Source organism: Alteromonas sp. HB246098 (assembly GCF_054890645.1).
Genome location: NZ_JBTZUG010000001.1, coordinates 427,691 through 448,735 on the forward strand (window position 1 = coordinate 427,691; position 21,045 = coordinate 448,735).

The following is a 21,045-nucleotide window of genomic DNA, read 5'->3' on the forward strand; positions in this document are numbered from 1 at the left end:
GGGCATATCAACTGTTGTTTTCGACCAGCACCTTAAGGTTTTCAAGGCCCATTTCGAAATCTGGGCCAATCATACTATCCATCATCAACGCGAAGTATTTGTTTACTGGATTATTGTCGACAGAACCTTCATCCCTCCAGGTTACTATAGAACCGTCGACTGTAGATTTTATTTCGACCACACCCGATGAGCCCATGTCGAAATCAGGAAAATATAAACGATAGAGAACTCGTTTGTTGTGTTCTAATTGCGTGATTTCCATCTCGCCATTCCCTTCCGTTTCACTTATCCATTCCGAACGCATCCCAATAGCCCTATCTGGACCAGAATAATCAAGCTTCATGTTTGGATCGCGTTTAAACCACACTCCCCACTTCTGCCATTCTTTTAGATCAACGACATACGGGTATATCTCAGAAGGTTCGGCGTCTATGCTAACTTTCCTTTCCACACTGTACTCATTTGGAATAAAAAAGCTTGTAATTACAAACAATAGAATTACAACACCAACCACCACTAAAACTTTCTTCAATGCTCCCATCTGAGACTCCATAAAAAAACAGCTATTCAAATATAACATCTAATTAACAATTGTCACTTTAAGTCGTATTAAACGCTTTTCCGAAATAGCCGTTATATAGACACCCAACCAGCTATTTTTAACGAAGTTAAAGGCGCTTCGGCGTACAGGTACCTTTTATGTGTTCGTAATTTTAGTTGGATGACTCATTAAATATGTAGATATTCGTAGTTTTAGATGGGTGTCTTTCTAGCTCCTTCTAACACTCTCCTACCCCGTCTTTCACCTTGTGATAGTGGATACCTCAACTATGCTTTATGAGTATGAATCTTACGATGGGTGTCTTGCTAAACCCCCCGTCTTTCACCTTGTGATAGTGAATACCTCAACTATGCTTTATAAGTATGAATTTTACGATGGGTGTCTTGCTTAGAACCATCGTCAAGCAACAAAATATTTAAAAATTTAACCATTTCATCACAAAGCAAGAAAATCACGCTGTTATTATAAATTATCTTGTGTAATATGGGTTTAGGTTATCAGTAAAGCCTGTTCTGTCAGGCCTTTCATGCATAGCGCAATCAATCGCAACACCTCGTTTTCTTTTTATATTTCTATTGATACACAGTTGTCGCTTTTTTACAGGAGTTTTTAGGAAATGGCAGATCAAAGTTCTCGTTACATCAGTAACCTTACCCGCGATACATATGCGCTTATTTTAGCTGGGGGGAAAGGTTCAAGACTACACGAGCTCACTACTTGGCGAGCCAAACCGGCGCTTTATTTCGGCGGTAAATTTAGAATCATCGACTTTCCCCTATCAAATTGTGTTAACTCAGGCATTCGAAGAATTGGCGTCGTCACTCAGTACAAGTCTCACTCCTTAATACGCCACTTGGTCAGAGGATGGGGGCACTTCAAGAAAGAACTTGGCGAATCAGTTGAAATTCTTCCCGCGTCTCAACGGTTTTCCGACAGTTGGTATGAAGGCACCGCCGATGCTGTTTTTCAAAATATCGACATCATTCGTGATGAGCTGCCCAAATACGTTATGATCCTATCAGGTGACCATATCTATCGTATGGACTATGGTGATTTGCTCGCTAAGCACAAAGAGTCTGGTGCGAAAATGACCGTGTCATGTATGTCAGTGCCTCTAGAAGAAGCAGCAGGTGCTTTTGGTGTAATGTCCGTAGATGAAAACTACCGTATCAATGGTTTTGAAGAAAAACCTGCCAACCCTACCCCGCTTCCGAACGACCCCACGCGCTGCCTAGCCTCTATGGGCAACTATGTATTCGACACCGAGTTTTTGTTTGAACAACTGCGAGTAGACTCTGAAAATATGGGTTCTCAGCGTGATTTTGGTAAAGACATTATTCCATCGATAATCGCTGATCATCCAGTATATGCCTACCCATTTGAACAAAGTGGCGGTGACAACGCTTATTGGCGTGACGTAGGTACTATCGATTCATTTTGGGAAGCCAACATGGAGATGGTTGCACCTGTACCTCAGCTTAATCTATACGATAGAAAATGGCCTATTTGGACTTACCAAGAACAACTACCGCCAGCTAAGTTTGTATGGGAAGACCACGACAGACGAGGTGAAGCTATTAACTCTGTTGTATCCGGTGGCTGTATAATCTCTGGCTCTACCCTTCGTTCTTCAATTTGTTTTTCTAACGTAAGGGTGCATTCATACGGTCTTATTGAAGATGCCGTCATCCTTCCAGACGTTGAAATTAAACGCCATTGTAAGTTGAAAAAGGTGATTATTGATCGCGGCTGCGTTGTACCGGAAGGAACGACCATTGGTTACGATCACGAACAGGATAAAGCACGAGGCTTCCGTGTATCAGAAAAAGGTGTGGTACTTGTAACACGTGAAATGCTTGGACAGCCAGTGGGTGGGTTAAGCGCCTCGAACAAACAGAATTAATAAAGGTTTTAAAAGCCTACAAGATTGGTTTTGGCGTTGCACGCCAAAACCAATCTCAAGCCAGCTAGCCTTAAAATTACTTAGCCAAATCTATTTGTTCAACAAGCCAACCCTGCCGTTCAATCCGCCTCATTGTTCCACCTTGTAAGGGTTTGCTCAATGAAGCTCGCTACTGCTTCAGGATGCTCTAACGGGAACATATGCCCCCCATCTAATACCGCATGTTCAATTGCATTATGCTTCATCAGTCGCGAGTACATTTCGGGCTTACATACATTGCTGCTGCTACCCGTCGCCAATACTGCAGGGCACTTTAGCTTTCCTTTGTATTTCCCGAGGTTATGAGGCACGTTGCGAAATAAATCAGCTTCCACGTCAGCCCGAAATGTTAGTGAGATATTGTCTCCCTTACTCTCTGTAACAGACTTCACGTAGTCACGTACGCATCGTTTATCCATATCTCTAAACAGTGCTTTGCCATGAAAGTACGCAACCATATCAGTATTGCTTGGCCAACGTGTATTACGCGTTTGCGCAAGTTTTGCAGGCGTTAGTTTATTAATTAAAGGTGTATGTTTCGCAAACTTAAAGAAGTAACTCAGTGGGCCAACTACTAGCGGTGGGTCGAATAAAATAACGCCCCTAAATAGCTCAGGCGCCTCACACGCCGCCATGTAGGTAATTACGGCTCCAAACGAATGCCCTATACCGTAAACACCGCGCGGATCTTTGTTTTCTTTCTTAATATGTTTAATGAGTTCGTGAACCTGATTGCGCCAGTTGCCATTTACGGGAAGCTGAGGGTCGTGCCCGAATCGCTCAACGTGCAAACGGTTAAAGTGGCTGGGTAACGCCGAAAACATTGCGTTATAGCTTCCTGCAGGAAACCCGTTCGCATGGGCAAAATGAAAACTCAACTCTGACGAGGACACCTATACACTCCTTCACATTCAAACAATAAAGGGGCCTATAATCAGCCCCTTACCATGAAAGGTCGATAATACTACAAGCCCCTAGCTTCTGCCATTTCCCAGTCTTTTACAATTTTAGTGCTTGTCCATAAGAACACTGCAATTGAAATGGCGTAAGGAACTACTAGGTAAATCAAAGCTTGCCTTAGCGCTTCAGTCTCGCCTAAGGACGGCACCAGCGCTTGGCTTATAATGCCGGTAAGTGTAGGTCCACCGCCTAATGCGATTATATTTAAAACAAAGAAGAAGAGTGCCGTCGACATCGCCCTTACGTTTATTGGCGCAAGGGTTTGTGCCATTGCAAAACTAGGTCCTAAGTAAGAGCCACTTGTAAATAACAGCAGCGCCATAAGCCCAACCGACAACCACAAATCTTGAACTTGTAAAGATGCATAGAAGGCAGGTACACCGATAATAAGCGCGATAGCTGGCAACAATGCATAAGCTTTCTTATTGTGCTTGCCCCATCTGTCAGCTATATAGCCACCTAACCACACGCCCAATGCGTATGCAGTACCGTTGATGATGCCAAACACAATAAGAAGTTGTGTAATATCTAGCCCTGCAAATGCTCGCACGTAGTAATCAATGACCCATGTCGATATTGCATAGTTGCCGAACGATCCAAATGAAATACCTAACGCCATTCCCCACCACGTAGGTATTTTTAGCAGCATTTTCAGTGAAGATTTAACACTTGGCTTATTCGCGTCATCTGCACTTGGCGTAGAAACTGTTCTAGCGGGCTCTTTTACCGTCAACTTCAGCAGAATAGCCAGTATTACTCCTGGTATACCCACGCTGTACATTACCGTACGCCAGTCAGCTGATCCGCCTTGTAGAAAGAATGCTGATGCAAAAAACGCCAGCATTACACCAAATGGAATGCCTAAAGAATAAATGGCCAGAGCTCCAGCGCGTTTTTCTTTAGGGAAAAGGTCAGAAATAATACTGTGCGATGGTGGGCTGCCCCCAGCCTCTCCAATACCTACACCAATGCGAGCAATAGCAAGTTGCATATAGTTAGCTGCCAGGCCAGATGCTGCAGTAAAGCCACTCCAGAGCGTTAATGATATTGCGATGATATTTACTCGGCTATAACGGTCTGCAAGCCACGCAATTGGGATACCCATTACGGTATAAAGTAGCGCAAAGTAGATGCCTTTAAGCCATCCCAACTGGGCGTCATCTAACCCCAGATCGGCTTTGATAAAGGGCGATAATATTCCGATAATTTGCCTATCTATAAAGTTAAAGGCATACACTAAGGTTAATATGAACAGAACGTAATTGCGGTAACTTCTAGATGTTCCAGCTTGGTTAGCGGGAATACCTTCAACGTGCGTATGGGCCATAACAGTCCTTTTGAGTGACGATAACCCAGTCTACGCATCTGGTAAAAAAATAAACAACTAATTGTTACTTATTTGTTAACATAACGAAAATTTCTAACTCAGGCTTTTCGTTCCACAGCGCTTAATGTACGATGACACCCACTTAACTCATCAGACCAGACAAGCCAATATGACAGTAGATGAATTGCTCAATATTCCCCAATTATCACAAACATCGGAAAATACCTGGAAAGTTGACGGGCTAGTCATTCCGAAAACCTGGGGTCAAGGACGAACGGCGTTTGGCGGCATCTCTGCCGGCATGCTATATACCGCTGTGAAGCAGCAGGTAACTGATAATCGCGTATTACGCTCTTTTACTACTAACTTTGTTGGCCCTTTATCCCTCGAAGCCCCCTTTTCTATCGAAGTTACCCTATTGAGAACGGGAAAAAATGTATCCCAATATACTGCGCATGCCATTCAAGACGGCAAAAGCTGCGTTTTTTCCCAAGCTTGCTTTGGGGTTGCTAGAGAATCTGGTATTAAGGTAGAGAATACCGAAAAACATGATATGCCTTTGCCTAATAAGGCGAAATTTATCCCACAAATACCTAAGGTTACGCCAAAGTTTTTACGTTACTTTGACTTAGCCATTGAAGATGGCGGCATCCCTTTTACGCGCAGAAAAACAAGCCACTACCACGGTTTCATGCGTTTTAAACAAGCACCTGCGGCGATAACTGATGCGCACATTATTACCATGATTGATGCCTGGCCGCCTACGCTATTGCAAATGATGAAATTGCCGGCACCGGCTAGCACGGTTAGCTGGAATTTAGAATTTATCCACCCGCATAAGCCGGTAAGCCCAACTGATTGGTTCGGCTATAAAGCCCATACTAGGCAGGCAGCTGACGGTTACGGTCATACGGAAGCGACAATTTGGGATAAAGATAACGAAGTCATAGCAATTAGCAGACAAACCGTAGCGGTTTTTGATTAACCGCTACGGCATTAGCTATGAATAAAGGCGTGTAGCTTTAATAGAGCATAAACGCGTTAGGATTAAACAAGGAAATAACCGAAATACATTGGAGGTTAGTTATATCTAGCGCGTCTTCCAAATCGTCGCGATTAAGCGATAACGCCTCGTGCATTTCAGGTTTTAAGTTGTGATAGCTTGGATAAATTTCTGGATTTACGTTATCTAGCGCCAGCACGTAAGAGAGCTGTAGGATTTTATCTTCTACATTTGTCTCCACGTCTTCGCCTTTATGAATAGTGGCAATTGGCGAGTAAATTGAACTAGGGATATCCCATTTTTCGATCAGTCTTGCCGACAAGTCTGCGTAAGTAAACCCTAATACGCCAAATTGAAGCTCTGCGGGACTTACCCGTGCATTAAATGCCTGACAGCGGGTTGCCGACTCAGGCAAAAGCGAAACGGTAACTAGCTCTCCAATATTGTGAAGTAGCCCAGAAACGAAAAGTCTTTCGGGCTCTCTGATATTACGCATATCGGCAAAATACTTGGCTAATAACCCGCAAGAAACGCTTTGTTCCCAGAACTTGTCTAAGTCTATTGCTTGTCCATTTACTTCACTAAATGCCTGACTTACACCATAGGCCAATGCTAAGTCGTAGGTCGAGCGGGTCCCCACAACCTGGATAGCACGTGTTATCGTGTCAATTTTATTGGGAAAACGATAGAGTGCTGAGTTTGCCACTCTGAGTAGCTGGGTAGCCAAGGACGGGTCGAAAGCAATGATATCGCCAATATCGTCAATGCTTGAAGCTTCATCATCCATACAAGCTTTAAGTCTCGTTACCGAGTCTGGTAAAACAAAGAGGTCTTCCGCTTTCGAAACTAATTCATCTAAATTCATTCGTGCACTCTCTTCAATGCAATCTTTGACATTGTTGTGTTCAAGGCACCTCCATTCGCCATGAGCTTCATTAAGGTATAGGCGTTAAAACTAAAGAGGTCAATTAACATCACCTAGTAAAAAAGTATGATTTCTTTATTAATCAGAAAGTTAAAAAACTCTTAGAAGAGTAATTATTAATTGATGTTCCTATATAAGTATAGGCTGTTTTTCCAACCCTGAGCATTATCAATTTTGGTAATACCCTAGACTACAAGACACCTCTGTAGTTCCTCGAACATGCCGGAACGTCGCGTATTATAACGGGCCGCTTGTTTTTACAAACCTAAAATTCTTTTTCAAAGAAAAACTTAGGGTAATTACCTATAAGAATTAGAATTTCTAAGGCAGAGCCCCTTTAATTAATGACGTGAGTAGTTTTGTGATAGCATTTGCCGCAAAATAACCGTGCAGTTCAGGCACATTTTTAAATAAGAGTTGTAACCCATACCATGTTAAATGTTGTTGTAGTCGGCTATGTGTGGCCCGAGCCAAATTCCTCAGCAGCGGGGCAGAATATGCTCTCTATTATCGAGCGTTGCTTAGCCGCTAACTTCAACGTGACATTTTTAACAGCTGCCACCGATAGCGAGCACAAAGCCGATCTTTTAACAATGGGGGTAAACGTTCAGCCCGTGGCGCTAAACTGCAGTTCATTTAATGCTCTTATTGCAGAGATTGCCCCAGACGTGGTTATTTTTGATCGCTACATGACTGAAGAACAGTTTTCCTGGCGAGTAAAAGATGTTTGCCCGAATGCACTTAGAGTACTTAATACCGAAGATTTACACAGCCTTCGCCAAGCAAGACATGAAGCTGTAAAAAAGCATGGCGACGCAAGCCTAGCACATTTACATAGCGAACTGGCCCAAAGAGAAATTGCTTCAATTATTCGAAGCGATCTAACCTTGATTATCTCAAAAAAAGAAATGGCCTTATTGACTGAACACTACGGTGTACCTTCAGCGCAACTTCAGTATCATCCTCTTGTAGTTGGCCGTTCTATTATTTCTCCCCCACCTTTTGAGCAGCGCTCGCATTTTATCCATATTGGTAACTTTCGCCATGCGCCGAATTGGGATGCGGTTTTGCAGTTAAAGCAGCATCTGTGGCCTTCTATAAAAAAAGCCTTACCCCATGCTGAATTGCATATTTACGGCGCTTACCCACCTAAGAAAGCAACGCAACTTTACAACGAAAAACAAGGCTTTCTAGTGAAAGGCTGGGCGAACGATGTTGAATCTGTAATGATGAATGCTAGAGCCCTTATTGCTCCCTTACGATTCGGCGCGGGGATAAAAGGAAAATTGCTTGATGCGATGCGCTGCGGCACGCCTAGTATCACGACTTGGATTGGCGCAGAAGGTATTGCTGAAGATAGCCTTGATGTAAACAGCGACATTAGCGCAAAAGTAGAAAACGAGGGTGAAAATTTGCAGTTTGCACAATGGCCTGGTGCTCTATGCGATGCTGATACTTCTAATGCGGCCGTTATTAAGGAATACGTCGAAAGGGCCGTAGCACTGCATGAAGATGAGAAGGTATGGAGTTTAGCCAATAAACACACGGCTAGTCTGCTAAGCGAATTTAAACGGCAGCAGCCAGAGGTGCCGCTTATTGAAAGAATAAGTGAGTTAAAACAAGGGCTGAACAAACATAGAGATGCGCTGTTTATGCAAAGTTTGTTGTGGCATCAAACGCTTGCGGCAAGTAAATATATGAGCCAGTGGATTGAAGCAAAGAACAAGTAGAGGGGCGAGAGGAAAGCGCCTATACGCCCTTCAACTTTGCTATCACTGACTTTATTCCGTTGCCTCGCGACTGACTTAGATATCGCTCTAACTGGCATCGAGACAAGTAACTTTCGAAGTCAAAATTTTCACGCTGTGCTTCGGACAAGGTATTGGCTTTTTCAAGTAATACAGCAAGTACTCCCCGAATTACCTTACTTGGCGAGTACGCCATTATGCTGCCTTGCTCCTTTAAATATGCCATCCACACAGGGCTCTCACACCCTTCAACTGCTGTGTCTGATGTGCGTTCATCTAGAGGGAGTGGCGTTAAAGATTTACCCGCTAACATAAGTGTGCGAGTGAAATCATCCCACCCTTTCGAAGCGGCAAGCGATGAAGCTAAAGGAAGCAAAGTTTCATCCGAATTCATCTGCTATAAGCCCAGTTTAATTGCCGTTTAGTTCGGCAGCTAAATCTTCTGCGGTCATAACTAAGTTTTCAACGTCACTTGTTGTTGGAAACATAACCAGTTCCACACCATTTTTTGTAAGACCAGGTAACCAAGTTTCTGTAAATTCAGACAATTCAACACTTACGCATTGGCCTTCTATTTCATTTATGTCTACGAACTTTTGCGCCAAGTCGCGATGTGGGAATACGGGTAATTGAACGCTCTCGCCGCCTTCGAACATTACAAAGCCTTCACTGCCCTGTATCATCCATATTTCTTTTGCTTTCGCTACATAGCTAACAAAAAGCTCTTGTCGCTCTTCAGCGCTTAGCTTCATCGCTTGCTCAATGACCGCATCGCTCAACTTGTCTGCAATTGTTTCTGGAAACACGTTTATTCACCTATCTCAAAATTTGGGGCAAGTATACCCGCACCAGCAAAAGGCGCAATGCAATAGTCACCAAAACCTTTCTTACAAAGACACCCATGCTAAAAGCTGCAAGCAATCTCGCTCATTTTAAATTATCTAGCTTTCCTTCAATTCACTACCAGTTACAGAGACACCCATGCTAAAGTAAAGCCCACCGACAATGACTACAAAGCAACAACGCCAAGATACTTAAACCATGCGCAACCTTTTCACTGCTCTTAAACAAGACACCCATGCAAACCACGATATTTTGGAAAACACCTTCCCATTTTCTATCTATCACAAAGACAGTTTGTTTGATGAAAAGGCATACCTCGCTATTTTAAAGATCATGAGTAAGTTCCACCAAGCCACAGCAAACGCTGTGCAACAAGCGGAATTCAAAGTTCCTGATCTTGCAGCAGTTGCTTCGATGATAAACAGTGGCGTAATTCAAGATGCGCTAAATCGAGACATTATTGCGCTTACCAGAGATTCACTTACCGAAGACACCCACGCTACAGGTACATACACAGACCAGGCTTACAAAGACACCCACCACAACAAACCATCTATGCCATACAGCAGCTCGCCCACCAGCCAAGCTATTTCAGCTATATACGTATGGCTAGGGTCATCGATGGGAGCGAATATCATTGTTCGTAGGCTAAATGCCATGGAGCGCGATATTCCTACAAACTATTACCAAGCAATGGCTGGATGTGCGAAAGCATGGGTGTCATTCAAACAAGAAGTCGATAGGCTACTCCCTGAACTCGATTTAGAAAATGAAAGCTTTGTTGCGGATACAGTTAAAGATGCGAATGCATGGTTTGAATATTTGATTTCATTAGCTGATGCTGAAATACACAACAACACTAGTCAGGCGGTTGAGATTAGCTAGCATAGCGCTGTTAAGAACAAAGGCGATTTCCGCCATAGGCAGAAATCCCGCGGTAATTCGCCTTAATCACATTCCCCGCCATCACCTGGCGACGATCAAGCTTCCTAGCTATAAATAAACTTAATCCAGCCAATCGACTGAATGCATTAATATATCGGTAGTTCTTCGTTAAGCGCTTGCTGAGTTTCTGATAGAATCAACGTAACCTCGAAACAACAAAAATATAAATATGAAAGTAATCTCATTTAATATAAACGGCATACGCGCCCGCTTGCACCAACTACAAGCGGTTATTGACGCTCACCAACCAGACATTATTGGTTTGCAAGAAATTAAAGTTCACAACGAGCAGTTTCCAGTAGAAGCAGTGGAAGCCATGGGCTACCACGTTTATTTTCACGGGCAAAAAAGTCACTACGGCGTAGCGTTTTTAGCAAGGAAAGAAGCCCTTTCTGTTTCTATGGGTTTCCCTAGCGACGAGGAAGATGCCCAGCGTAGAATGATCATCTTGAAAACCACTGATGAAGCTGGCGAACCTGTCACTATCCTTAACGGCTATTTTCCTCAAGGTGAAAACGAAAAACACGAAACGAAATACCCTGCTAAGCGCAAGTTTTATAAAGATTTAATGACGTATTTAAACGAGAATCACACCCCTGATGAAAACGTCATTGTGATGGGCGATGTGAACATCTCTCATACAGATTTAGACATTGGCATTGGTGAAGAAAACAAAAAGCGCTGGTTGAGGACAGGCAAGTGTAGCTTTTTACCGGAAGAGCGTGAATGGTTGAACACACTTATCGATTGGGGTTTTGAGGACAGCTTTAGAACTCTCAACCCTGAGGCTAATGACAAGTTTTCGTGGTTTGATTATCGCTCAAAAGGTTTTAATGACAACCGCGGCCTTCGTATTGACCTGATACTGGCTACAAAAACTCTGCATTCACGTCTGCACGATGCTGGTATTGATTATGAATTAAGAGGCATTGAAAAGCCGTCCGACCACGCTCCAATTTGGGCTGAATACAAAAAGTAGTTGGCCGTTAGCGTATAAAGTAGCCCCATATAAGGAGTACCAGTGAGTTCATTACAGTTGTTGGCATTGCTAATCTATGGCGTGTTTTTGTTAGGCGCGGCTAAGCACATCGACTTTACTCACTTTGCTCGCAATAAACAGCAGCAACACCTTATGTTCGGCACTGCTGCCTCTCTATTTGTGCTTTGGTTGTTTAAAGCAGGGATATTTGAAGGCTTAGATGTTCATTTTCTAGGCCTTTCTGTACTCACCCTCATGTTGGGCTTTAGAAATGCAATTATTGCCTCTTTTATCGCGCTTCTGGGGGCAAACCTGATAGGTTACGGCACGTGGGAAAACTTCGGTGTTAATGGTCTGCTTGGAACTATTTTACCAATTGGAACAACTTACCTTTTCTACATGCTGTCTTTCCACCGTATACCCAGACAGCTGTTTGTATATATTTTTGTGTGTGCCTTTTTTCCTGCCGCACTGTCAATTGCTTTGAAAACATTATCATTGGGTGCCTTTTACTTTTATGAAGGTATATACACATGGGACATCGTTTTCGATAACTATATTTTACTCATTCCGCTATTGGTGTTTCCAGAAGCGCTTTTGAACGGAATGGCGATCACCCTACTCGTTATTTACCAGCCAACGTGGGTGTACACCTTCCACGACAAGTTCTATCTCGACAACTGATCTTTTTACCTTCTTTCGTCACTTCACTTATTTAACTTATTAAACTAAAAGTTAATAAGCTTTTCTTGATTTCAATCTATCATTACAGTGTGAAGTTGAGTGGTAGAGCTAGATGAATATTCAAACATTCGCCTTACAATGCGGCAGTACTGCGAGCGTAACATCGCAACTGGAAAATATTTTGTCCGATACAAGGCCTTCATTACTCATTGGTTACGGTAACACCGACTTACCTCTTGAAACGCTTGCATCGACCATTAACGATACAGCGCTACCATTTTTTATCTCTAGTTCTTGCTTAGGCGCGTTGCTTTGCGATAACAACATAGCCTCGCCCACTTGTGACTTAGCTTTGTTCTGCATTAACGATGAGAATGGGGCCTTCGGTGTAGGCAGCGCAGATATAACTGATTGCAGCCCATTTAAAGCGGGAGCAACATCTTTGCAGAAAGCATTAGCAAACGCAGAGAGGCCATACGAAAGTCCAGCCCTTATCTGGTGCTCGCTCCCCCCTGGCAATGAAGAGAGAATACTCGAAGGTTTTGCCAGCGTCGTAGGAACAAAGGTCCCTATCTTCGGGGGCTCAATGGCAGATAATACTGTTTCAGGCAATTGGTGCACAGCAACAGAAACGTCCTCGGGGCCTCAAACCGTTGCCGTAGCCGTCTTGTACCCCTCAACACCTTTGGGCTTAAGCTATAGCTCTGGTTACAAACCAACTGAGACGGTATTTAAAGCCACTACAGCTCAAGGCCGACAACTTCAACAACTCGATAATGGTAAAGCCAGCACTATCTACAATAATGCGACTAATGGCCTAATTGCGGACCAGCTCAACGGCGGGCAAATATTAGGACTTACTTCATCAGCCCCGTTGGGCAAGCCAGTTGCGTTGGACAATGGTGCGGTTAACTATCTTCTCTGTCATCCCGACTCGGTAGACGAAGATGGTACTCTGAATGTTTTTTCCGAAGTACAAGAAGGCGAAGAGTTGGTTTTAATGGAAGGAAATATTACAAGCCTCACCTCTCGTGCAGAGCGTGTTATCAATAATGCAATCATGCTGCTTCCGGAAAACAAAACGCCCGTTGGCGTATTGATGATTTATTGCGCCGGATGCCGGTTAATGGTTGGCGATGAGATAAATGCTATGTTGAACTCATTACAAAAAACGTTTCCTTCGTTACCTATTTGTGGCCCATTTACGTTTGGCGAACAAGGGCGCTTTTTAGACGGCAAGAATAGGCACGGTAACCTTATGATATCAGCGGTAGTGTTTTCTCAATGAATAAAGATTACGAAAACGTTTTAGAAGATCTAGCCCTTGTTTACCGCTTGAAACAACAAGCTGAGGCTCATAAAAAAGAAAGCGATGCCTTGCTAGAGGGCACGCGAGTACTGCTTACCGCTGAGGATGAAGCAGACCTTTACAAAAAGATGTTTAGCGTCTTTAAGGGGCTTTACAACTACGAAGTATGCTTTGTGCTAGAGAATGAAAGCGCGGGAAAAATGAAATGTATCAATAGTACGCATGACGCTTTACTCAATACGGTTTGGGAGATAGACGACACCCTTTCAAGGGCGGTCAAAAGTGAACCCGTTGCATTGTTTAATGTTCAACAACAGCCTACTTGGCAACAACACCTGCCATTATTTGAAACTCCAGTCACATCGGTACTCTATTGCCCGTTTAAAGTACATCAGCAGCAGGCCGTTATCGTGTTTTGCCATCAATCTCTGGGTTACTACACCCAAGAATACGTAGATATGGCCAATAGATACCGCACCTTTACCGAGCAAATGGCGATGGGGATGCAGGCCAAATTAATGACGCTGGAAACCGTAAGGCTGAAAGAAGAAAAAGCCAAAGTTGAAAAAAGCCTTATCGATTCTGAAAAAATGGCTTCTTTAGGGTTATTAGCAGCAGGTGTAGCCCACGAAATAAATAATCCGATAGCGTTTATCAATAGTAACATTCACTTTTTAAGAAACGTATTGCCCGCTTTATCTCAGATGCAGGACATAGTGCTGCAGTTGGCATCAAGTGCTAGCGATAAAGAAAGGTTAGAAATAGCGCAAAAAGCAATACTGTGGCAATCGCGCAATAAGATTGATTCACTAAGTGATGAAATTGCGGATATTTGTGGGGAGTCCGAAGAAGGTTTAAACAGAGTCACTGACATAATCACCAGCCTTCGTTCTTTTTCTCATGACGCCGACATTCCTGATGACGAAACTATTAATGTAAATGACTGTATTGCGCATGCCTTAAGGTTAGTTAATAGCGAATTAAAGCACCGCATCAAAATACACCAGCGCTTGACCGAAGTCCCGCTAATTAAAGGTAAAACCGGAAAGTTGAATCAGGTGTTGGTGAACCTTTTTGTCAATGCTGCGCAAGCGATGGATGATGGAGACAAGCTAACCATCTCTTCCTTTGAAGAAGATAAGCACACTGTTATCACCATTAAAGACACAGGCTGTGGTATTGAAAAACACGCATTGCAGAAACTTTTCGAGCCGTTTTACACCACAAAGCCTACAGGTAAGGGAACTGGATTAGGTCTTTATATTTCTTTTTCTATCGTTGAGGCCATGGGCGGCACTATTGCCGTAGATAGCGAGGTTAACGTGGGCACTACGTTTACGCTCTCGTTTCCAACGAATTTAGCCAATAAAAAAACCGCACAATCGTGCGGTTTAGATACGTTCGACAGCGATTCGTAATCGCTACAAAAGCTATATAGCTGTTATTTTTGGAATAAGATGTCCATAACGTCAGCTAACTCGCCCTTTCCTTCGCGGATCTCTTCTTCAGATAGACCTGCGATTTCGTGAGGAAACACTAGCCATTCATCACTTTCGTTTACGTAGTAATCTGGCACGATATCAGTAGTGTTGTTTTGAGGCTTATACCAAGGGCACGCAATGCGAATGTCTTTTGGCATGTTCAAGCGCATAAGCTTGTTAATTTGCTTGATAAGCGCGTCAACACTTCGGCCAGAATCAAAAACATCATCAACAATCAATAACTTGTCGTCAGCGTTGGCATTTTCAACCAAGTAGTGTAACCCGTGCACACGGATTTCTTTCGACTGTTTATTGATTCCATAGTAAGACGAAGTACGTACCGCGATATGGTCGGTTGACGTATCTTTAAATTCAAAGAATTCTTGAACTGCGATACCAATTGGAGCACCACCACGCCAAATACCAATAATAAAGTCAGGGCGGAAGCCGTCTTCATACACCTTTGCCGCTAAGCGAAAGGAATCCTGTAGAAGCGATTGCGAGGTGATAAAATTCTTGTTCATGACGTCTCACTGAGCAAATTTTAAAAGACCGCGAGTATAGTGAATTTCACGCTCTTTTGCACGGTAAATTCAACTATTTATTCGTTTTGAAGGGCCTGAGATGGTGCAATTTTCATCGCTTTGCGCGCAGGATAAACGCTGGCTAAAACGCATAACAATAACGACAGCAAAGTAATGCTGATAATTTGCACTACGTCCATTTCAATGGGCAGCCCTCTTCCGTCAGCCGCTAGCGCTAACGGTGAACCTATTGTTTCCAGAATATTATTTAGCTGAAGGGTTATAAAGACACCCAAGATAAGCCCAAAACCTGCTCCTTTTATGCCATTAAATAAGCCATTCAATACAAAAATCCACATTACCGTACTGGGCAACATGCCTTGAGTTTGAAGTACCGCAATATCGCCCTGCTTTTCGGTGACCACCATTACCAGTGCAGACACTATGTTAAATGCAGCGACAGCAATAATAAGAAGCAACATGAGTGTCATCATGTTCTTTTCCATTTTTACAGCATCAAACAGCGGCCCTTGGCGCTCCCGCCACGTTCTAATATTATTTACAGAGACACCCACCCTATCTGTTAACTCATTAACCACCGCTTGGTAGTTGAACGCATCATCCAGAAAGAGACGCAATGATTGTTTACTGCCTTTGGGGTCTCTCATTAAGCGATTCACATCATCAAGGTTCATGTACATCACCTTGTCATCCATTTGCGAGCCCATATCGAAGACACCCACTACAGTCACAAGTCTCTGACTTGGCATTCTCCCAAACGGAGTATAAACACTGGCCCCTGCAACCATAACTCGAAGCCTGTCGCCCACACGCGCTTCAAGCTTTATAGCCAACGAACGCCCAATAATAGCGGCGAAACTACCTTTAGTAAGGTCACTGAATCGGCCTTGCTCCATGTGGTTTGCAACTAAGGTGTGTTCAAGCATCACATCTGGCTGAACACCGTGAACCTGCACGCCACGTAAATCTGAGCGCGACTGCACTACGGCTTCAGCTTCTCTGTAATCCATACTGGCAACCACGCCTTCGATGGGTGTCATGCTAATTTCATTTTGGGTGGGTGTCTTTGTAACTTCTTTTTGCGTGGGTGTCTTGCTAAGGCTGTTTTGCATCTTTAACGTGGGTGTCTTGCTTAGGTTGCCCGACTTTTGTTCGTTTGGCGTGGGTGTCTCTGTAACTTGTTTTTGGTTGGGTGTCTTGCTTAGGCTGTTGCTTGCAATGGGTGTCTTTGTAATTTCGATATGCGGGACTATGCCTAGTATGCGCTGTTTTAACTGCCCTTCTAGGCCGTTCATAACGGATACTACGATAATAAGCGCCATCAAGCCTAGCGCGATGCCGGCCACTGAAAATCGATTGATAAATGAGACAAAACTGGTTTGGCTTGCTTTGTTAGACTTGGCATAACGATAAGCAATGAATGCAGAAAGAGGATAAAACATAGCGCCTTGCTTTTCAGTAATACGGTAATCTGCCTCACATTTAGCTATGCTTAATGAATAAATAATTCAGATAAGTAGCCCAAAGGCGAGATGACGGGTTAACCCCAAAATAGTAAAGTGGGTATACTACGTGGTCGGTATACTACTTATAAGTTACTAGCGGCACAAGAAATAGTGGCAGAGGAATGATGTGAGCGAACTTAGCCTAGAACAAAAAAAAGCCCAATTCGATGAGTATTTTTCTATTGCGCACAGCATAAATGCGAATGTGCGCCCGTTAGGTGAAGACGAAAAAGTCCCTGATGAGGAAAATCTTGAAGACTCGATGCCCTATGCATTTCGGATTGCCAGCGAAATGTCCGCGTTAGAAGCTCAAGCAATTCGCCCTTTAAGAAACTTGGGTGATCACGCTGAAACCTTGGCCGAATACTTGAATCATCAGTCGCGAAAAATTGACCTGATGATGTCTTTTGTATTGCATCAACAAGATGAGCCCGAATACCGTTTCAAAACCGTAAAGCTTGGTGGTGGTGGCGTAATTATCGAATCATCCGATTCGCTAGACGTAGGTACTAGAGCAGAACTAAAGCTTTTTCTTGATGCCGAAGCTGCAGCAATTTTTTGTTTTGGTGAAGTAATTACTTGCGAGCAAGTTGAAGATAGTTACCATATCGCCTTTATTTTTAATACCATTCGAGAGCAAGACCAAGAGCTTTTAGTTCGCGCTAGTTTGCATATTCAAACACAGCAACTAAGAAAACGGGCGAAAGAAAAAAAGGCGGGATCTGAATAGCCCCTAACAACAGTATATAAGCCGTAAAACTTATCTTGCACTTAAAAAACAGGACGTCATGACAGCCACTTTATTATCGCTTCCATTACCTGCGCCTAAAAAAGAAGCCTCATCACAAGATCACAAACACTGGGGCCAGCTTCAAGGTAGCAGCGCCGCGCTATGTATTAGCCAAACGCTAAACCAATACAAAGGCCCTATTGTATTAATCACCGCCGATACGCCATCGGCAATGAAGCTTGAAAAAGAAATAGCATTTTTTCTAAACGATAATCAAAAAAATACGCCCATTACCCTGTTTCCAGATTGGGAAACATTGCCATACGATTCCTTTTCGCCTCACCAAGATATTGTTTCGCAAAGATTAGAAACTCTGTTTCGCTTTACCCAACAAGTCGAAGGCGTTTTTATTGTTCCTGTTAACACGCTAATGCAGCGCCTTGCGCCTACCGACTATCTAGCAAAGTATCTACTAATGCTAAATAAAGGCGATACATTAGACAGAGACCAATTCAGGCGCAACCTAGAGCAAGCTGGCTATCTTCACGTAAGCCAGGTGATGAGCCATAGCGAATTCTCGGTACGCGGCAGCATTATCGACCTGTTCCCAATGGGTAGCGACCAGCCGTTTCGAATAGACTTATTCGACGATGAAATCGACTCTATTCGCTATTTCGATACAGAAACCCAGCGCTCTGGCGAAGCGGTAAATAAAATTCGCTTACTACCGGCTCGTGAGTTCCCAACAGATAAAGAAGCGATAACCCTTTTTCGCCAGCAATTTTTAGAAAAATTCGACGCCAACAACGCCTCTGAAAGCGTCTTTTCGCAAGTAAGTAAAGGCACCATGCCAAGTGGTGTGGAATATTACTTGCCCTTATTTTTCAAACAGACCGCGACTTTGTTCGACTACCTACACCCGAAAAGCCTGCTGTTACTTCACGGCGACGTGCAAGACGCCAGCGAGTTCTTCTGGGCCGACGTGCAAGAACGTTACGAGCAGTATCGCTATAACTTAGCCCGTCCTCTACTTGCGCCAGATGAACTGTTTTTGCCCATTAACGAGCTATTCGGTGCTATTAAACAGTGGCCTCGTGCGTCACTTTCCAGCAAGGTACTTGAAGAAAAACATGGTTCTACCAACCTTCAGTGCGAAAAACTTGATGACATTGCGATTAACTCGCAGAAAAAAGTACCTGCTGAACGACTTATTAAAACCGTAAATCACGCCACTGACAACGGGGCTAAAGTACTGTTTTGTGCTGAAACCCAAGGTCGCCGAGAGGGTTTGATTACTGTGCTTGCCAAAGCAGGCATAAAACCCAAAATTGTTGATAGCTTTAGCGACTTCATCGCAAGCCACGATACTATTGGTATCACGGTGGGTATGGTTGATAACAGTTTTCGCTGGCAAACCCAGGAAGGTGAACTGTTATTTATTACGGAAACGGAATTATTAGGCCAAAAAGTAAGCCAGCGCCGTTTACGCGATAAGCGCACCGCCACCGATGAAAGTGCTATTATTCGCAACTTGGCCGAACTTTCTATTGGTCAACCTGTAGTGCATTTAGATCACGGCGTTGGCCGTTATCTAGGGCTACAAACACTAGATGCAGGCGGTGTAGCAACCGAATACTTGTGTATTGAGTACGCCAAGCAATCTAAACTTTATGTGCCTGTCGCATCACTTCACTTAATTTCTCGCTACACTGGCGGAGATGCCGATAGCGCACCAGTAAGTGCACTAGGTTCTGACGCCTGGACGAAAGCCAAACAAAAAGCCGCTGAAAAAGTACGTGACGTTGCCGCAGAACTATTAGATGTATACGCCCGCCGCGCTGCTAAACCAGGCTTCTCTTACAATATAAACTGGGACGACTACCAAGCATTCTCAGACAGCTTCCCCTTTGAAGAAACGCCAGACCAAGCACAAGCCATCGCTGCCGTTATGCACGATATGGGAAGCCCATCGGCCATGGACCGATTGGTATGTGGCGACGTAGGCTTCGGTAAAACTGAAGTTGCCATGCGCGCGGCATTCCTTGCAGCAAATGCAGGTAAACAGGTAGCTATATTAGTGCCTACTACCCTGCTTGCGCAGCAGCACTTTGAGAACTTCAAAGACCGCTTCGCTGCTTGGCCGTTTGAAATTGAAGTAATGAGCCGATTTGTAAGCGGTAAAGCGCAAAAGTCTGTGGTGGAGCGTATTGGTGAAGGTAAGGTCGATATCGTGGTAGGCACACATAAGTTGCTATCTAGCGATATTAAGTACAAAGACTTAGGCCTTGTGATCATCGACGAAGAACACCGCTTTGGCGTGCGTCAAAAAGAGAAGCTAAAATCTTTACGTGCCGATGTTGATATTCTAACCCTTACCGCTACGCCTATTCCTCGTACGCTGAATATGGCGTTATCTGGCATGCGCGACTTATCTATTATTGCTACAGCGCCGGCCCGTCGTTTATCAATTAAAACCTTTGTGCAGCAGCGCAATAAAGCTGTTATTCGCGAAGCCATCATGCGTGAAATATTACGTGGTGGTCAGGTTTACTTCCTTCACAATGAAGTAGAAAGCATTGCGCGAACGGTGGAAGAGATTGCCGAAATTGTTCCCGAAGCACGTATTGCAATGGGGCACGGTCAAATGCGCGAGCGCGAACTAGAAGGCGTAATGAGCGACTTCTACCACCAGCGCTACAACGTGCTCGTATGTACCACTATCATTGAAACCGGTATCGACGTACCAAGCGCAAACACCATTATTATGGACAGAGCCGATCATTTAGGCTTAGCGCAACTGCACCAGCTTCGTGGCCGCGTGGGGCGTTCACACCACCAAGCCTACGCTTACCTGTTAACACCGCATCCAAAGCGCATGACCAAAGATGCAGTGAAGCGCTTAGAAGCCATATCTCAACTTGAAGATTTAGGTGCAGGTTTCGCCCTTGCTACCCACGATTTGGAAATTCGTGGTGCGGGTGAGCTTTTAGGTGACGACCAATCAGGGCAAATCGCCAGCATTGGATTTAGCCTGTATATGGATATGCTCGATAAAGCGGTTAATGCCCTTAAAGATGGTCGTGAGCCATCACTAGACGATGCAACATCAGGGCACACTGAGGTAGAACTGCGTATACCTGCCCTATTGCCTGAAGATTATATTGCCGACGTTAACACCCGCCTATCGCTATACAAACGTTTGGCAAGCTGTACTAACCAAGACGATATTGACGAATTCCAGGTAGAGTGCATTGACCGTTTCGGTCTTTTACCAGAGCCTGCTAAAAACTTGATAGAAGTAGCTGAAATTAAACTAAAAGCCCAAGAGTTAGGCATTCTAAAAGTAGACTTGTCGGCGCAAGGCGGTACCATAGAGTTTAAAGAAAACACTAAGGTCGACCCAGGCTTTATTATCAGCTTGGTGCAAACCAAACCTAATACTTTCAAATTTGAAGGTAGCCAAAAACTGCGTTTGGTGAAAAAGACCGAAACAGCTAAAGAACGCATCGCGTTTATTAGCGATATTATTGCCGATTTTGCAAAGGAGTCGCGATAAC

18 protein-coding genes are annotated in these 21,045 nt (G+C 43.9%); 10 read left to right on the plus strand and 8 right to left on the minus strand.

Annotated features, from left to right (window positions below):
• Positions 1 to 7: 7 nt before the first annotated feature.
• Complete coding sequence (locus tag ACYTPF_RS01815; RefSeq protein WP_179983098.1) at positions 8 to 541, minus strand: SRPBCC family protein; 534 nt, start codon at positions 539 to 541, stop codon at positions 8 to 10.
• 637 nt (positions 542 to 1,178) lie between these two features.
• On the opposite strand from ACYTPF_RS01815, the gene glgC reads away from it, so the two are divergent.
• On the plus strand, positions 1,179 to 2,465 hold the full coding sequence (gene glgC, locus ACYTPF_RS01820; RefSeq protein ID WP_461850991.1) for a glucose-1-phosphate adenylyltransferase: 1,287 nt from the start codon (positions 1,179 to 1,181) through the stop codon (positions 2,463 to 2,465).
• A 119-nt stretch (positions 2,466 to 2,584) separates the two neighbouring features.
• Here the strand turns inward: glgC and ACYTPF_RS01825 are convergent, their stop codons facing one another.
• Both ACYTPF_RS01825 and ACYTPF_RS01830 read right to left on the minus strand, forming a co-directional pair.
• A complete protein-coding gene (locus ACYTPF_RS01825) occupies positions 2,585 to 3,397 on the minus strand; it encodes an alpha/beta fold hydrolase (RefSeq protein WP_461850992.1) in 813 nt (270 codons plus the stop codon).
• A gap of 71 nt (positions 3,398 to 3,468) precedes the next feature.
• Positions 3,469 to 4,791 (minus strand): spinster family MFS transporter, encoded by a 1,323-nt coding sequence (locus tag ACYTPF_RS01830; RefSeq protein WP_179983095.1) that lies wholly within the window; start codon positions 4,789 to 4,791, stop codon positions 3,469 to 3,471.
• 169 nt (positions 4,792 to 4,960) lie between these two features.
• Between ACYTPF_RS01830 and ACYTPF_RS01835 the strand changes: the two genes are divergently transcribed.
• The gene (locus ACYTPF_RS01835; RefSeq protein WP_269916576.1) at positions 4,961 to 5,776 is read left to right on the plus strand and encodes an acyl-CoA thioesterase; all 816 of its coding nucleotides are present in this window, start codon (positions 4,961 to 4,963) and stop codon (positions 5,774 to 5,776) included.
• Between the two features lie 37 nt (positions 5,777 to 5,813).
• On the opposite strand, the gene ACYTPF_RS01840 is transcribed toward ACYTPF_RS01835, so the two are convergent.
• Complete coding sequence (locus tag ACYTPF_RS01840; RefSeq protein WP_461850993.1) at positions 5,814 to 6,659, minus strand: HDOD domain-containing protein; 846 nt, start codon at positions 6,657 to 6,659, stop codon at positions 5,814 to 5,816.
• A gap of 491 nt (positions 6,660 to 7,150) precedes the next feature.
• On the opposite strand from ACYTPF_RS01840, the gene ACYTPF_RS01845 reads away from it, so the two are divergent.
• Positions 7,151 to 8,449 (plus strand): glycosyltransferase, encoded by a 1,299-nt coding sequence (locus ACYTPF_RS01845; RefSeq protein ID WP_461850994.1) that lies wholly within the window; start codon positions 7,151 to 7,153, stop codon positions 8,447 to 8,449.
• 19 nt (positions 8,450 to 8,468) lie between these two features.
• Here the strand turns inward: ACYTPF_RS01845 and ACYTPF_RS01850 are convergent, their stop codons facing one another.
• On the minus strand, positions 8,469 to 8,861 hold the full coding sequence (locus ACYTPF_RS01850) for a SufE family protein (protein WP_461850995.1): 393 nt from the start codon (positions 8,859 to 8,861) through the stop codon (positions 8,469 to 8,471).
• Positions 8,862 to 8,877: 16 nt separating this feature from the next.
• On the minus strand, positions 8,878 to 9,273 hold the full coding sequence (locus ACYTPF_RS01855; protein ID WP_461850996.1) for a DUF2750 domain-containing protein: 396 nt from the start codon (positions 9,271 to 9,273) through the stop codon (positions 8,878 to 8,880).
• A 235-nt stretch (positions 9,274 to 9,508) separates the two neighbouring features.
• Here ACYTPF_RS01855 and ACYTPF_RS01860 point away from each other — a divergent pair, with 235 nt between their 5' ends.
• From ACYTPF_RS01860 to ACYTPF_RS01880, 5 genes are all read left to right on the plus strand, one after another.
• Positions 9,509 to 10,195 (plus strand): heme oxygenase-like domain-containing protein, encoded by a 687-nt coding sequence (locus ACYTPF_RS01860; protein WP_461850997.1) that lies wholly within the window; start codon positions 9,509 to 9,511, stop codon positions 10,193 to 10,195.
• A 229-nt stretch (positions 10,196 to 10,424) separates the two neighbouring features.
• Entirely contained in the window at positions 10,425 to 11,234 is an 810-nt protein-coding gene (gene xthA / locus ACYTPF_RS01865; protein WP_461850998.1) for an exodeoxyribonuclease III, read from the plus strand.
• A gap of 42 nt (positions 11,235 to 11,276) precedes the next feature.
• Positions 11,277 to 11,918 (plus strand): energy-coupling factor ABC transporter permease, encoded by a 642-nt coding sequence (locus ACYTPF_RS01870; RefSeq protein ID WP_461850999.1) that lies wholly within the window; start codon positions 11,277 to 11,279, stop codon positions 11,916 to 11,918.
• Positions 11,919 to 12,030: 112 nt separating this feature from the next.
• Positions 12,031 to 13,206, plus strand: a complete 1,176-nt coding sequence (locus ACYTPF_RS01875) for an FIST signal transduction protein (protein ID WP_461851000.1) — start codon at positions 12,031 to 12,033, stop codon at positions 13,204 to 13,206.
• Positions 13,203 to 14,645, plus strand: coding sequence for an ATP-binding protein (locus ACYTPF_RS01880; RefSeq protein ID WP_461851001.1), 1,443 nt, complete (start codon positions 13,203 to 13,205; stop codon positions 14,643 to 14,645). The genes ACYTPF_RS01875 and ACYTPF_RS01880 overlap by 4 nt, the downstream gene beginning before the upstream one ends.
• A 23-nt stretch (positions 14,646 to 14,668) precedes the next feature.
• Here the strand turns inward: ACYTPF_RS01880 and ACYTPF_RS01885 are convergent, their stop codons facing one another.
• Both ACYTPF_RS01885 and ACYTPF_RS01890 read right to left on the minus strand, forming a co-directional pair.
• Complete coding sequence (locus ACYTPF_RS01885) at positions 14,669 to 15,232, minus strand: phosphoribosyltransferase (protein ID WP_118489551.1); 564 nt, start codon at positions 15,230 to 15,232, stop codon at positions 14,669 to 14,671.
• A 77-nt stretch (positions 15,233 to 15,309) separates the two neighbouring features.
• Entirely contained in the window at positions 15,310 to 16,695 is a 1,386-nt protein-coding gene (locus tag ACYTPF_RS01890) for an FtsX-like permease family protein (protein ID WP_461851002.1), read from the minus strand.
• A gap of 190 nt (positions 16,696 to 16,885) precedes the next feature.
• Between ACYTPF_RS01890 and ACYTPF_RS01895 the strand changes: the two genes are divergently transcribed.
• Together ACYTPF_RS01895 and mfd are read left to right on the plus strand one after the other, a co-directional pair.
• Positions 16,886 to 17,488: a PilZ domain-containing protein gene (locus ACYTPF_RS01895; protein ID WP_461851003.1), complete on the plus strand. Its 603-nt coding sequence runs from the start codon at positions 16,886 to 16,888 to the stop codon at positions 17,486 to 17,488.
• Between the two features lie 58 nt (positions 17,489 to 17,546).
• Entirely contained in the window at positions 17,547 to 21,044 is a 3,498-nt protein-coding gene (mfd, locus tag ACYTPF_RS01900; RefSeq protein WP_461851004.1) for a transcription-repair coupling factor, read from the plus strand.
• Position 21,045: the final 1 nt, after the last annotated feature.